The sequence below is a fragment of the Streptomyces sp. f51 genome, assembly GCF_037940415.1.
Classification (GTDB): domain Bacteria; phylum Actinomycetota; class Actinomycetes; order Streptomycetales; family Streptomycetaceae; genus Streptomyces.
The window spans coordinates 5,355,148-5,368,881 of the sequence record NZ_CP149798.1; the positions used below are offsets into that span (position 1 = coordinate 5,355,148).

The window sequence follows — 13,734 nt, forward strand, 5'->3', positions numbered from 1 at the left end:
TTTTGAAAGGTTAGATTGCCGCCGAGGAGGAGGTGCGAGGGCTGGGAATCCCGGCCCTCGTGTGAATACTGGCCGCATGGCCACCCGACTGCGGATCGCCCATACGGCGGATCTCGAACCCGCCGAACTCCGCGCCGCCCGCGCCCTGTTGGAGGACGCCTTCGACGGGGACTTCCGGGACGAGGACTGGGACCACGCGCTCGGCGGACTGCACGTCCTGGTCCACGACGGCCGGGGCATCGCGGCGCACGGCTCGGTGATCCAGCGGCGCGTCCTGCACCGCGGCCGCTCGCTGCGGGCCGGATTCGTGGAGGCGGTCGGCGTACGCGCCGACGTCCGCCGCGCGGGGCTCGGCGGACGGGTGATGGCCGAGCTGGAACGGATCATCGAGGGCGCCTACGGGCTCGGCGCGCTCTCCGCCAGCGAGGAGGGCGCCGCCCTCTACGCGGCGCGGGGCTGGCGGCTGTGGCCGGGCCACGTCTGTGTGCTCACGCCGGAGGGAACCGTCCGCCTCCGCGACGAGGAGGGCACCACCTTCGTCCGTCCCGGCATCGCCCGTGACCCCCTCGACCCGGCGCACGCGCTGGTCTTCGACTGGCGCGAGGGCGACGTGCTCTGAGCGAAGTCCCAGGTCGGGGCGGTGTGACGTAATCCGCCGTCTCAGATAGTAGGAAGTCCGAGTAATTGTGGAGACAGATGCGAGGTCCTCGCCTAGCTTGGTAGGAGCCGAACGTCTCGCTCGACCAAGCGAATGGCGGTCGTGAGCCGGAGCCCCTGGCAGGCAACCCCTGCGGCACCGCTCCCCGCCCCTTCCGGCGTCTCGTAAATCCCTCATCGCACTTCCGGCCGCCCGTTCGGGTGCCACCGGAGGCAAGGAGTCGATTCATCATGGCCGAGACGACCGTCCGCCGAGTCCGTCACCTCTCTCGCACGAGCAGCGAGTCCGACCGCAAGAACGCCGCCGCCGCGCTCCAGCGCGCCCTCGACCGCAGGGACAACGGCGGAGCGACGGGCCACTGAGGCCCGTCACCCCCGGTACCGGGAGCCGCGCCCGCGGGGGAGCGGCGCGGGCCACCGTCCCGCGCCGCGCCTCGGCCCGACGGCTCCCGCCGCCGTGCCCCGCCGCGGAGTTCAGGCTCCGCGCCTCACCTCGAAGTGGTCGATGCGCTCGCCGCTCTGGGCCAGTGCCGACACCTTGAGCACGGGGGAGGGGCCGGCCTGCGCCTCCACCGAGAGGAACGAGAAGCCGGTGTACCGCACCCTGGACCACTCCACGGTGTCCGGCTTCTGCTGCTTCGACTTCGTCCAGTGGAAGGTCTCGACGGCCTCGCGGCGCGTGACCCTGCCCTCGTAGCTGTCCTTGACCCCGACGGGGAAGCGGTAGAGGCTCTTGCCCGCGCCGCCCGCCGTGACGTACACGATCCCGTCCCGGGTCGGATCGGTCGAGGCGCCCACCGGCACCTGCCGGCCCACGGCGCCGCCCTTGATGGCGTCCGTGCGCTCGTACACGTGGTTGTGTCCGTTGATCACCAGGTCCACCTGGTGCTTGGCGAACAGCGGCACCCAGGCGTCGCGCACCCCTCCGTCGGAGGCGTGCGTCGAGGTCGAGTAGGCGCAGTGGTGGAAGAAGACGACCACGAAGTCCACCTGGCGGCGCAGCTCCCCGAGCCGCTTGTCGAGCCAGGCCGTCTGCCTGCCCTGCGAGTAGCCCTTGTTGGCGGGGATCTCGTACGACACGTCGTTGGCGTCCAGGGCGACGACGCCGACGTTGCCGTAGACGAACGAGTAGGCGCCCGGCGCGTTGCGGGGGTCGAAGCCGTTGCTCGGGAGCGTCCAGCGTGCCGACTGGCCGCCGTAGCCGTTGGGCGAGTACCAGGCCTCCATGTCGTGGTTGCCGGTCGTCACCATCCACGGCACCGTCCGCGCCACCGTCTCGGTCTGCTTCAGGAACAGGTCCCAGGCGGCCGGGTCGTAGACGTCCGAGGTCTGGCCGAGCCCGACCCCGTCCGCGTAGCAGATGTCGCCCGCGTGCAGATGGAAGGCGGGCCCGCGGCCGAGGAGCACCTTGTCGTTGGCGAGCGCGTCCGGGGTGACGCCCTGGTCGCCGAACGCGGTGAACACGAACTTCTCCGGATGCGCGGGCGCGGTGCGGAAGTGGCCGATCGTGGAGTGCCGCTCCTTGCTCGCGGGATCGAAGCCCTCGTGGCCGACGCCGTAGTAGTACGTCGTCCCGGGGCGCAGCCCGTCGAGCGCCGCGTGCAGGTAGTACTGGTCGAGGGCCGCCCGCTGTCCGGCGAGGCCGGGGGTGTGCAGGGCGCGGACCTCGGCCTCGATCCTCCGGCTCAGCGCCCAGGGTGCGGGGCCCACCCGGATGTAGGGCCGCTTGACCGCGAATGGCACCTGCCAGGAGATCCGCATCTGCGTCCTGGGGTCGGCGCCGAAGGCGAGGTGGCGGCCGAACGGGGCGACGGCCGAGCCGGGCACCCTGCCGGTGGCCGGGTTCGGCGAGGAGCCGGACGCCGCCCGGGCCGGGGCCCTGGTGCCCTGGGCGCAGCCGGCCAGCAGGCCGCCGCCCGCGAAGGCGCTCGCCGCGACGAGGGCCCGCCGCCGCGTGAGTCTCGTCCTCAGGTACTCGTACTGCTCCGCCATGCTCATGTCGCGTGCGAGCTCGTACGGGATGCCGACGTCGGGGACGGGAGGCTCGGGGGAGGTCCCCGTGGAGGGAGCGGTCATGTCTGGAAAGTTCCCATCTCGCGCCAACGGCGTTCATACGTACGGGTGAACGTGTGTCGAAGCGTAGACGTGCTGCGACACCATGGTGTCCGCATGGCGGACATCGCGTGTCATTCCATGGGACAAGGAGTACGGTGCCGTCATGTCTCGCAGCATCGATCTCGCAGTGATCCCCGGTGACGGCATCGGCCAGGAAGTCGTGGCCCAGGGGCTCAAAGTCCTCTCCGCCGTCCTCCCGCAGGACGTGAAGCTGGAGACCAAGGAGTTCGACTTCGGCGCCCGGCGCTACCACGCCACCGGTGAGACCCTCACCGACGCCGATCTCGACGCCCTGAAGGGGCACGACGCCATCCTGCTCGGCGCGATCGGCGACCCCTCGGTCCCGTCCGGTGTCCTGGAGCGCGGCTTCCTGCTCAAGCTCCGCTTCGCGTTCGACCACCACGTCAACCTGCGTCCCTCGAAGCTCCTGCCCGGCGTCGCCACCCCGCTCGCCGGCCAGCCCGAGATCGACTTCGTCGTGGTCCGCGAGGGCACCGAGGGCCCGTACACCGGCAACGGCGGCACCATCCGCAAGGGCACCGAGCACGAGGTCGCCACCGAGGTCTCCGTCAACACGGCCTTCGGCGTCGAGCGGGTCGTCCGTGACGCCTTCGCCCGTGCGCAGGCCCGCCCGCGCAAGAAGCTGACGCTGGTCCACAAGAACAACGTGCTCACCTTCGCGGGGCACCTGTGGACGAACGTCTTCAACAAGGTGGCGGCGGAGTTCCCCGAGGTCACCACCGACTACATCCACGTGGACGCGGCGACGATCTTCCTCGTCACCCAGCCCGAGCGTTTCGACGTGATCGTCACCGACAACCTCTTCGGCGACATCATCACCGACCTCGCCGCGGCCGTCTCCGGCGGCATCGGCGTCGCCGCCTCCGGCAACATCAACCCGAGCGGCGAGTTCCCCTCGATGTTCGAGCCCGTGCACGGCTCTGCGCCCGACATCGCGGGCCAGGGCAAGGCCGACCCCAGCGCCACCGTGCTGTCCGTCGCCCTGCTGCTGCGCCACCTCGGCTACGAGGCCGAGGCCGCCCGGATCGAGGAGGCCGTCTCCGCCGACCTCGCCGAGCGCGTCGGCAAGCCCGCCCGCAGCACCGAGGAGATCGGCGACGCGCTCGCCCTGCGCGTAGCCGGCTGACCCGGCGCACCACCTACGTTCCGTAGCAGCCGCCGGGTCGCATCAGCGCCCGGCGGCTTTCGCCGTTCCGCCGCCGGGTGCCACCATCAGTCCCCTGGGCCACCCCCGGGCCGTATTCACACCGTTTCGTCCACGGCCCTCCGCGCGCGATAATCGAGGCGGAGCCGCGGAACGAGGGAATGCTCGGACGTCCTAGCACTGGCCACGGACGGTCCGGGTGTGAGCGCGGCCCGTCACATACAACCGGTGAAGGACAAAACCACTCATGACGCAGCCCACGATCGAGCTCAAGCCCTCCGCCAGTCCGCTCGCCGCCGCCGAGCGCGAGGCGATCCTGACCAACCCGGGGTTCGGCCGCCACTTCACCGACCACATGGTGACCGTCAAGTGGACCGAGGGCCGTGGCTGGCACGACGGCCAGCTCGTTCCGTACGGACCGCTCTCCCTCGACCCGGCGAACATGACCCTGCACTACGCGCAGGAGATCTTCGAGGGCCTCAAGGCCTACCGCCGGCCCGACGGCTCCGTCGCGACCTTCCGTCCCGACAAGAACGCCAAGCGCTTCCAGGCCTCCGCCCGCCGGCTCGGCATGCCCGAGCTGCCCGTGGAGACCTTCATCGAGGCCTGTGACGCGCTGGTCCGCCAGGACCGCGACTGGGTGCCCGCCCACGGTGGCGAGGAGTCCCTGTACCTGCGCCCCTTCATGATCGCGACCGAGGTCGGCCTGGGCGTGAAGCCCGCCAACGAGTACCTCTTCCTCGTCATCGCCTCGCCCGCCGGCGCCTACTTCGCGGGCGGGGTCAAGCCGGTGTCCATCTGGCTCTCCGAGGACCGCGTCCGCGCCGTCCCCGGCGGCATGGGCGACGCGAAGACGGGCGGCAACTACGCCGCCTCCCTCCTCGCGCAGAAGGAGGCCGCCGCCAAGGGCTGCGACCAGGTCTGCTACCTCGACGCGGTCGAGCACAAGTGGATCGAGGAACTCGGCGGCATGAACCTGTACTTCGTGTACGGCGACCGGATCGTCACCCCGTCCCTCACCGGCTCCATCCTGGAGGGCGTCACCCGCGACTCCCTGCTGACCGTCGCCCGCGACCTCGGCTACACCGCCGAAGAGGGCCGCGTCTCGATCGACCAGTGGCAGACCGACGCCGAGAACGGCACCCTCACCGAGGTGTTCGCCTGCGGCACCGCCGCCGTCATCACCCCCGTCGGCACGGTCAAGCGCGACGGCACCGAGTGGCTCCAGTCCGGCGGCGAGCCCGGCAAGGTCACCCTCCGCCTCCGCGAGGCCCTGCTCGACATCCAGCGCGGCATCACGGAGGACACCCACGGCTGGATGCACCCGCTGGGCTGATCCCGCACTCGTCCCCGCCGGTCCCCGCAGCCCCAACAGGCTTGCGGGGAACGGCTGTTCGTTCGACGCGTAGGGCCCCGGCGGCACGGGTATCCACACAGTCCACGGGGGGAGCGTGTCCTCCGGTGCGCCCGCACGGCCACGGAGGGAGCCGCAGGTGAGCGCAAGGTCGCCGCTGTCACGGCCGCGCTGGCTGCTGCGCGCCCTGCGCACACCGCGCCGTCCCCAGAGCCTCACCGCCCTCGGCCTGCTCGCGGCCGTCGCCGCGCTGCTGCTCTGGAGCGCCAGGCGCATGGACAGTTACGGGGAGAACCTCGCGCTGAATCTCGGCACCGACATCGTCGGCGTCGTCGTCACCGTGTTCGTGATCGGCCCGCTGATCAGCCGCGCGCAGGAGGGCCGGGTCCGCGAGCACACCCGGCTGGACTACGAATGGTTCAGCGCCCAGGTCTACGGCGCGACCTCGAACGTCAAGGTCCTCGACACCTTCTCCAGCGTGTTCGGCCCGCAGTTCTCCGAGCGGCTCTTCCGGGGCGTCAAGGCGGCCACCGCGCACGGCGCCCGCGTCCAGATCCTGCTCCTGGACCCGGACTCCCTGGCGGTCATCCTGCGCGGCCGTGAACTGGGTGAGCAGAGCGCCGACATCCGCCGCGACATCATGCGCAACCTGCGCACCCTGGACCGCTTCGCGCACCGGCTCGACGAGGACTGCCGCCATCTCCTCGAAGTACGCCTGTGTTCCACGTCCCCCGGGGTGACCCTGTACCGCTGGGACGACCGCTCCCTCGTCTCCTTCCTCACCGTCGGCCGTCTCTCCGGCGAGGGCGTCCAGCTCGAAGTGGCCGTCCGTTCCCCGCTCGGCACGTTCGTCGAGCAGAGGTTCGACGAACTGTGGCAGCAGGGCAAGCCCATGGAGCGGTTCACCCATCTGCCGGTGACCCTGGTCGACGCGACCGACGGCCGCAGGGCGTTCAGCTGCCGTTTCGTCTACGCGGACGACGCCCTGTACGTCGCGGGGCACGACCTCGTGTCGTACATGGCACGCCACCGGCTGGATCAACTGTCGGCGCACAGCGATGCCTTGAGCGCCCCCGGCGCACACGAACTGGTCGTGGTGGACGACGAGAGCGAGCTGCACGCCTTGCTCCTCCAGCACTTCACGGAGAAGTACGATGCCTCCTCGACCGCCTTCGTCGAACTCCGGCCACCGGCTTCGTTCACGGAATAGAGGCTCCGGCACCAATGAGTTCTGCGCTCCACCCGGCTTCGTACACGAGCACCCGACTCCCCGGCACGAGCCCCCGCTTTCGCGCCTTCACCCCGCGTGACCTCGACGGCCTGCTCCGGCGCGTGGCGCTGTCGCCCGACGAACGGCTCGCCCTGCGGGCCGTCGCGGCCGTGCTGCCCTTCCGGACGAACAGCTATGTGGTCGACGAACTGATCGACTGGGCGGCCGCGCCCGACGACCCGATCTTCCGGCTGACGTTCCCGCAGGCCGGGATGCTGCCCGAGCCCGACCTCAAGCAGATGGCGGACCTGCTCCGCCACGAGGCCCCGAAGGCCGAGGTGCTGCGTGCGGCCCACGAGATCCGGATGAGGCTCAACCCGCACCCGTCCGGCCAGCTCGACGCCAACGTCCCCGTGCACGAGGGCGTCCGCCTGACCGGTCTCCAGCACAAGTACCCGGAGACGGTCCTGGTCTTCCCGCGCCAGGGCCAGACCTGCCACGCCTACTGCACGTACTGCTTCCGCTGGCCCCAGTTCGTCGGCGAGTCCGACCTGCGCATCGCCACCGACGACATCGCCGCCACCTCCGCCTATCTGCGCGCCCACCCGGAGGTCACGAGCACGCTCATCACGGGCGGCGACCCGATGGTGATGAGCACCGAGGTGCTGCGCCGGTACGTCGAACCGCTCCTGGAGATCGACACCGTCCGCTCGATCCGGGTCGGGACCAAGTCGCTCGCCTTCTGGCCGTACCGCTTCCTCACCGACCGCGACGCGGACGACCTCTTGAAGCTGCTGGAGAAGGTGGTCGCGAGCGGCCGGAACCTCGCCCTGATGGCCCACTTCACGCATCCCCAGGAGCTGCGGCCCCCGGCCGTGCGCGCGGCGATGCGCCGGGTGCGTGACACGGGGGCCGTGATCCGCTGCCAGGGTCCCCTGGTCAGGGGGATCAACGACAGTGCCGGCGCGTGGGCCGAGCTGTGGAACGAGACGACCGCGCTGGGGGCGGTGCCCTACTACCAGTTCGTGGAGCGGGACACCGGTCCGCAGGGCTACTTCGGGGTGCCGCTGGCCCGCTGCCACCAGATCTTCCGCGACGCCTACGCCCAGGTTTCGGGCCTCGCGCGGACCGTGCGCGGCCCGGTCATGTCGGCGATGCCGGGCAAGGTGTGCGTGGACGGGACGGCGGAGGTGGCGGGCGAGAAGGTCTTCGTGCTCCATCTCATCCAGGCCCGCGATCCGGACCTGGTGGGGCGCCCGTTCTTCGCCGCCTACGACGAGCGCGCCACCTGGTGGAGCGACCTAAAGCCGGCTTTCGGCGCGAGCCGGTTCCTGCCGGGGCTCGAAGCCGGGTGACGGCTTGCCGGCCGTGAGCGCCAGGTAGACCAGGCCGCCGACCAGGCCGGAGAAGATGAAGCTACAGTCCACGCCGCCGGTCAGGGACAGCAGCGGGCCCTCGTACGACGGGAGGGACACGGCCAGCAGGCCGACGCAGGCTCCCAGTACCCAGGCCGCCGTGGCCTGGACGTTCCAGCCCGCCCGGTACCAGTAGACGCCGCCGCGGGAGCGGCGGTTGAAGACCTGGAGGGCGTCGGCGTCGTAGATCCCGCGGCAGCGGACGAAGCCGATCAGGGTGATGACCGCCCACGGGGTGCCGATCGCGGTCAGCAGCAGGACGAAGGACGTCATCGCCGACTGGGCGTTCCAGGCGTAGTGGCCGACGAACACACAGAGCATGGCGACGACGGCGACCGCGCAGGTGGCGCGGGCGCGCGAGGCGCGGGGCAGGATCGCGTCGAGGTCGAGGCCCATCGAGTAGAGCATCAGACCGGCGTTGCCCACCGAGCCCGCGGAGGCCGCCAGCAGCAGCGGGACCAGGTACCAGCCGGGGGAGGCGGACACCAGCGGTCCCGCGTAGTCGAGGGCCGCGCGGGCCCCGTACGCGGTGAAGGTGCCGAAGAGCTGGGGGACCAGCAGACCGGCGATCAGGCCGAGCCAGGTGCCGTGCAGGACCGTGCGGGAGGAGTGGCGCTCGGGCGAGATGTAGCGGGTGTAGTCGCCGAGCAGCGTGATGAACGCGATCGGGCCCGACAGGCCGGCCGCGACCGCCGCCAGCAGCCAGGTGGGCCAGAACGAGCCGAGGAGATAGCCGCCGGCCTCCGGGAGCGCCGCGGTGGTGAAGTGCGGGGCGTACGCGATCACACCGACCACCAGCAGGGCCGACATGCCGATCGCGAGGGCCCGGGACATGGCGAGCAGCACCCGGTAGCCGTAGACGGCACCCGCGACGGTCGCCGCGGCCAGCACCGCGTACACCACGGCGTACGAGACCCCGTTCGCCGGGAGTCCGAAGAGGCGGCCGAGCACGCCGATCATCACGTCGCCCCCGATCCACACGGTCAGCGCGGTGTAGCCGAGCGCCAGCAGCAGGCCGACGATCGAGCCGACGAGCCGTCCGCGCACGCCGAACTGCGCGCCGGAGGAGGTGGAGAGGTTGGTGCCGGTGCGCAGCGAGACCAGCGCAAGCGGCGCGGTGAGCGCGGTTCCGACCACGGTGCCTGCCACGATCGAGCTGACCGAGGACCACCAGTCGAGCCCGAACGAGGGCGGCAGCCAGCCGAAGATGATCACCCCGAGGCAGAGGTTGGAACCGAGCAGGATCGACACGAGATCGCGCGGCCCGCTGGTGCGTTCCTCGTCGGGGATCGTGTCGACTCCGCGCTGTTCGATCGGCATGGCTGGGTCTCCTTTGACGGCCGCCTGGCGTGGCGCGGGAAGCGCCAAGAGTTAGAGCGACGCTCAATGTGGCGCCTCAGATGCTGCTACGTCAATGTTTCCCTTCCATGAATCGGGCGTTTAGAGTGATGCTCTAAACGGAGGAAGGCGAGGAGGTGTCGCGGCGTGAGACTGACCCCCACGGAACGTGACCGACTGCTGCTGTTCTCGGCCGCCGAACTGGCCCGTGCCCGCAGGGCGCGCGGCCTCAGGCTCAACGTGCCGGAGGCCACCGCGCTGATCGCGGACACGGTCTGCGAGACCGCCCGTGACGGCGGACGGCTCGCCGAGGCGATCGAGGCGGCCCGCTGCGTCCTCGGCCCGGACGACGTCCTGCCCGGCGTCGCCGACATCGTCACCGAGGTGCATGTCGAGGCCGTCTTCGACGACGGCTCGCGCCTCGCGGTCGTCACCGACCCGATCGGCGGCGGACTCGGCGACCGGGCCCCCGGCGCGCTGCTGCCGGGTCCCGAGCACACCGAGCCCGAGGCGGCCGTGCGCCTGTCCGTGACCAACACGGCCGGCGTCCCCGTCTCCGTCACCTCCCACTTCCACTTCTTCGAGGCCAACCCGCGGCTCGACTTCGACCGCGCGGCCGCCTACGGCATGCGGCTGGCCGTGCCCGCCGGCTCCTCCGTCCGCTTCGGCCCGGGGGAGAGCGCCGAGGTCGGGCTGCGGCCCATCGGCGGAGCACGCGTCGCCATCGGCTTCGCGGGTCTCGTCGACGGACCGCTGGACGCCCCCGGAGCCAGGGAAGAGGCCCTGCGCCGGGCCGCCGCCTGCGGATACCTCGGCGTCCCCGACACCCGCGACCAGGAGGCCGAGCGATGAGCCGCCCCGGAGGCCACCCCGCCGAGGCCCGCCGCCTCACCCCCTACGAGTACGCCGCCACCCACGGCCCCCGTGCCGGCGACCGGATCAGGCTCGGCGACTCGGGGCTCACCGTCCGCGTCGAGTCCGACGCCCAGCTCCCCGGGGACGAGTTCCTCGCCGGATTCGGCAAGACGGCCCGCGACGGACTGCACTTGAAGGCCGCCGCCGTCCGGGACACCTGCGACGTCGTCATCAGCAACGTCGTGGTGATCGACGCCGTCCAGGGCATCCGCAAGGTGTCCATCGGTATCCGCGAGGGCCGCATCTGCTCGATCGGGCGGGCCGGCAACCCCGACACCCTCGACGGCGTCGACGTCGTCGTCGGCACCGGCACGTCCATCGTCTCCGGCGAGGGACTCGTCGCCACCGCCGGAGCCGTCGACACCCACGTCCATCTGCTCTCGCCGCGCATCATGGAGGCCTCGCTCGCCTCCGGCGTCACCACGATCATCGGCCAGGAGTTCGGCCCGGTGTGGGGCGTCGGCGTCAACTCGCCCTGGGCGCTGCGTCACGCGTTCTCCGCCTTCGACGCCTGGCCGGTCAACATCGGCTTCCTGGGCCGGGGTTCGTCCTCCCACGACGCCCCGCTGATCGAGGCGCTGGCCGAGGGCGGGGCCAGCGGCTTCAAGGTCCACGAGGACATGGGCGCCCACACCCGCGCCCTCGACACCGCCCTGCGGGTCGCCGAGGACCACGACGTCCAAGTGGCCCTGCACAGCGACGGGCTGAACGAGTGCCTGTCCGTCGAGGACACCCTCAGGGTCCTCGAAGGACGCACCATCCACGCCTTCCACATCGAGGGCTGCGGCGGCGGACACGTCCCGAACGTGCTGAAGATGGCGGGCGTCCCGAACGTCATCGGCTCCTCCACCAACCCGACCCTGCCCTTCGGCCGGGACGCGGTCGCCGAGCACTACGGCATGATCGTCTCCGTCCACGACCTGAAGACCGACCTGCCCGGCGACGCCGCCATGGCCCGCGACCGCATCCGCGCCGGGACCATGGGCGCCGAGGACGTGCTGCACGACCTGGGCGCCATCGGCATCACCTCATCCGACGCCCAGGGCATGGGCCGCGCAGGCGAGACCGTCCGCCGCACCTTCGCCATGGCCGGGAAGATGAAGGCCGAGTTCGGCGCCCCCGAGGACCACGACAACGAACGCGTCCTGCGCTACATGGCCAAACTGACCATCAACCCGGCCATCGCGCACGGCCTCGCCCACGAGGTCGGCTCCATCGAGACCGGCAAGCTCGCCGACATCGTGCTCTGGCGCCCCGAGTACTTCGGCGCCAAACCGCAGCTCGTCCTGAAGTCCGGCTTCCCGGCCTACGGAGTCGTCGGCGACCCCAACGCCGCCACCGACACCTGCGAACCCCTCGTCCTCGGACCACAGTTCGGGGCGCACGGCGCGACCCCCGCCGAGATCTCGGTGGCCTTCGTCGCCCAGGCCGCGCTCGACCAGGGCAACGACACCATGCCCACCCGCCGCCGCCGCGTCGCGGTCCGCGGCACCCGCGGCATCGGACCCGCCGACCTGCGCCTCAACTCCCGTACCGGAGCGGTCGACGTCGACCAGCGCACCGGCCTGGTCACCCTCGACGGCGACCCGCTGCGCTCCGAGCCCGCCGACTCGGTCTCCCTCAACCGCCTGTACTTCCTCTGATGGACACAGCCCGTAAGGAACACCCCATGTCTGCTGCCGCCGACGGCTTCCGCATGCCCGCCGAGTGGACCCCGCACGAGCGCACCTGGATGGCGTGGCCGGGCCCCAACCCCACCTTCGACAGCCCCGAGGACCTCGCCGCCTCCCGCGCCGCCTGGGCGGAGGTGGCCCGTGCGGTCCGCCGCTTCGAGCCGGTCACGGTCGTGTGCGGCCCGGGCCAGTCCGCGCCGGCCGCCGAACTCCTCGGCCCCGGCATCGACCTCGTCGAGCGGGAACTCGACGACGCCTGGATGCGCGACATCGGCCCCACCTTCCTCACCGACGGGCACGGTGAACTCGCGGCCGTGGACTGGACGTTCAACGGCTGGGGCGCCCAGGACTGGGCCCGCTGGGAGCACGACTCCAAGATCGGCGCCGAGGTCGCGGGCCTGGCCGGGGCGAAGACGTACGCCTCCCGGATGGTCAACGAGGGCGGCGCGATCCACGTCGACGGCGAGGGCACCGTGCTGCTCACCGAGACCGTGCAGCTCGGCCCGGAGCGCAACCCCGGCTGGAGCCGCGAGCAGGTCGAGGCCGAGATCCACGCCCAGCTCGGCACCGAGAAGGCCATCTGGCTGCCGCGCGGCCTGACCGGCGACTACCCCCCGTACGGCTTCGGCACCCTCGGCCACGTCGACATCGTCGCCGCCTTCGCCCGGCCCGGCGTGATCGTCGCCCACTCCCAGCAGGACCCCGCGCACCCCGACCACGAGGTGAGCCGGGAGGTCATCGGGCTGCTCAGGGCCCAGACCGACGCGCGCGGCCGCGCCATCGAGGTCGTCGAGGTCCCCGCCCCGACCGTCCTGGAGGCCGACGGCCACTGGGCCGACTACTCCTACATCAACCACTACCTCTGCAACGACGGCGTCGTCCTGTGCGGCTTCGACGACCCGCGCGACGAGACCGCGGCGGACATCTTCCGCCGGCTGTTCCCCGAGCGGACCGTGACGCTGGTGGACGCACGTACGATCTTCGCGGGCGGCGGTGGCATCCACTGCATCACCCAGCAGCAGCCGAAGGTCTGACAACGGGAGTCACGGATGGCCGGTGCGCGGAAGAACGCGCCACCGCGCGAGGAGGTCCTCGCCGCCGCCATGGAGATGATCGCCGAACGCGGTCTGGAGAAGCTCACCATGGCGGCGCTCGGCCGTGAGGTCGGCATGAGCAGCGGCCATCTCCTGTACTACTTCCGTTCCAAGGACGAGCTGCTGCTGCGCACCCTGGAGTGGAGCGAGGGCCGCCTCGGCGCCGAACGCGGCAGGCTGCTCGCCGCGCGCGGAACCGCCCGCGAACGCCTGGACGCCTACGTCGACCTGTACGTCCCCGACGGCCACCGGGACCCGCACTGGACCCTGTGGCTGGAGGTCTGGAACCACTCCCAGAACGCGGACGACGACGCCCGCGAACGGCAGGTGGCCATCGAGGGCGCCTGGCACCGCGACCTCGTCGCCCTGCTCGCCGAGGGCGTCTCGCGCGGCGAGTTCCGGCCCCTCGACGCGGACCGCTTCGGTGCCCGGCTGCGCGCCCTGCTGGACGGCTTCTCCATCCATGTGGCGATCGGCCTGCGCGGCACCAGCCGCGCGCAGGTCCTGTCCCACGTGCGGGAGTTCCTCGACGAGGCGCTGGGCCGAGCGGACGCCGGCCCGCCGGTCCTGTAGCCCAGTGCTCGCATCCTGAGACACCGTGTGATCACGGGGGCGGTATGTGCCACACTGCCCCCGTGCTCTCGTTCGCCACGATTATTGGCAGCAGGCGCGCCGGTCCGCAGTGACCGCCACGTACGACCAGGTACGGGCGGACACCGTCGTCCTCGACCCGCGCGCAGACCTCTCGCACCCGCGAGGGGTTTTTCGCTTTTCTGGCCCACCTTCAGCCGGGAGCGC

12 protein-coding genes are annotated in these 13,734 nt (G+C 71.4%); 10 read left to right on the forward strand and 2 right to left on the reverse strand.

The window, feature by feature from the left end; all coding sequences use genetic code 11:
- Positions 1-76: 76 nt before the first annotated feature.
- Both WJM95_RS23445 and WJM95_RS23450 read left to right on the forward strand, forming a co-directional pair.
- Positions 77-619, forward strand: coding sequence for a GNAT family N-acetyltransferase (locus WJM95_RS23445; protein ID WP_339131777.1), 543 nt, complete (start codon positions 77-79; stop codon positions 617-619).
- A gap of 269 nt (positions 620-888) precedes the next feature.
- Positions 889-1,020: a hypothetical protein gene (locus WJM95_RS23450; protein WP_103550476.1), complete on the forward strand. Its 132-nt coding sequence runs from the start codon at positions 889-891 to the stop codon at positions 1,018-1,020.
- 111 nt (positions 1,021-1,131) lie between these two features.
- Here the strand turns inward: WJM95_RS23450 and WJM95_RS23455 are convergent, their stop codons facing one another.
- Positions 1,132-2,733, reverse strand: a complete 1,602-nt coding sequence (locus WJM95_RS23455; protein WP_339131778.1) for a metallophosphoesterase family protein — start codon at positions 2,731-2,733, stop codon at positions 1,132-1,134.
- Between the two features lie 142 nt (positions 2,734-2,875).
- On the opposite strand from WJM95_RS23455, the gene WJM95_RS23460 reads away from it, so the two are divergent.
- The 4 genes from WJM95_RS23460 (at position 2,876) to WJM95_RS23475 (ending at position 7,856) form a co-directional block, all read left to right on the forward strand.
- Complete coding sequence (locus tag WJM95_RS23460) at positions 2,876-3,919, forward strand: 3-isopropylmalate dehydrogenase (protein ID WP_339131779.1); 1,044 nt, start codon at positions 2,876-2,878, stop codon at positions 3,917-3,919.
- Positions 3,920-4,184: 265 nt separating this feature from the next.
- Positions 4,185-5,273, forward strand: a complete 1,089-nt coding sequence (locus WJM95_RS23465; protein WP_339131780.1) for a branched-chain amino acid aminotransferase — start codon at positions 4,185-4,187, stop codon at positions 5,271-5,273.
- A gap of 157 nt (positions 5,274-5,430) precedes the next feature.
- Positions 5,431-6,501, forward strand: coding sequence for a hypothetical protein (locus WJM95_RS23470; RefSeq protein ID WP_339131781.1), 1,071 nt, complete (start codon positions 5,431-5,433; stop codon positions 6,499-6,501).
- A 14-nt stretch (positions 6,502-6,515) separates the two neighbouring features.
- Positions 6,516-7,856: a lysine 2,3-aminomutase gene (locus WJM95_RS23475; RefSeq protein ID WP_339131782.1), complete on the forward strand. Its 1,341-nt coding sequence runs from the start codon at positions 6,516-6,518 to the stop codon at positions 7,854-7,856.
- Here the strand turns inward: WJM95_RS23475 and WJM95_RS23480 are convergent.
- Entirely contained in the window at positions 7,803-9,236 is a 1,434-nt protein-coding gene (locus WJM95_RS23480) for a cytosine permease (RefSeq protein WP_339131783.1), read from the reverse strand. The genes WJM95_RS23475 and WJM95_RS23480 overlap by 54 nt on opposite strands.
- Before the next feature lie 165 nt (positions 9,237-9,401).
- Between WJM95_RS23480 and ureA the strand changes: the two genes are divergently transcribed.
- The 4 genes from ureA to WJM95_RS23500 are packed head-to-tail and all read left to right on the forward strand — an operon-like array spanning position 9,402 to position 13,509.
- Positions 9,402-10,106: an urease subunit gamma gene (ureA, locus tag WJM95_RS23485; RefSeq protein WP_339131784.1), complete on the forward strand. Its 705-nt coding sequence runs from the start codon at positions 9,402-9,404 to the stop codon at positions 10,104-10,106.
- Entirely contained in the window at positions 10,103-11,812 is a 1,710-nt protein-coding gene (locus WJM95_RS23490; RefSeq protein ID WP_339131785.1) for an urease subunit alpha, read from the forward strand. Before ureA ends, WJM95_RS23490 begins: the two co-directional genes overlap by 4 nt.
- Positions 11,813-11,838: 26 nt before the next feature.
- The gene (locus tag WJM95_RS23495) at positions 11,839-12,876 is read left to right on the forward strand and encodes an agmatine deiminase family protein (protein WP_339131786.1); all 1,038 of its coding nucleotides are present in this window, start codon (positions 11,839-11,841) and stop codon (positions 12,874-12,876) included.
- A gap of 15 nt (positions 12,877-12,891) precedes the next feature.
- Positions 12,892-13,509 (forward strand): TetR/AcrR family transcriptional regulator, encoded by a 618-nt coding sequence (locus WJM95_RS23500; RefSeq protein WP_339131787.1) that lies wholly within the window; start codon positions 12,892-12,894, stop codon positions 13,507-13,509.
- Positions 13,510-13,734 lie beyond the last annotated feature (225 nt).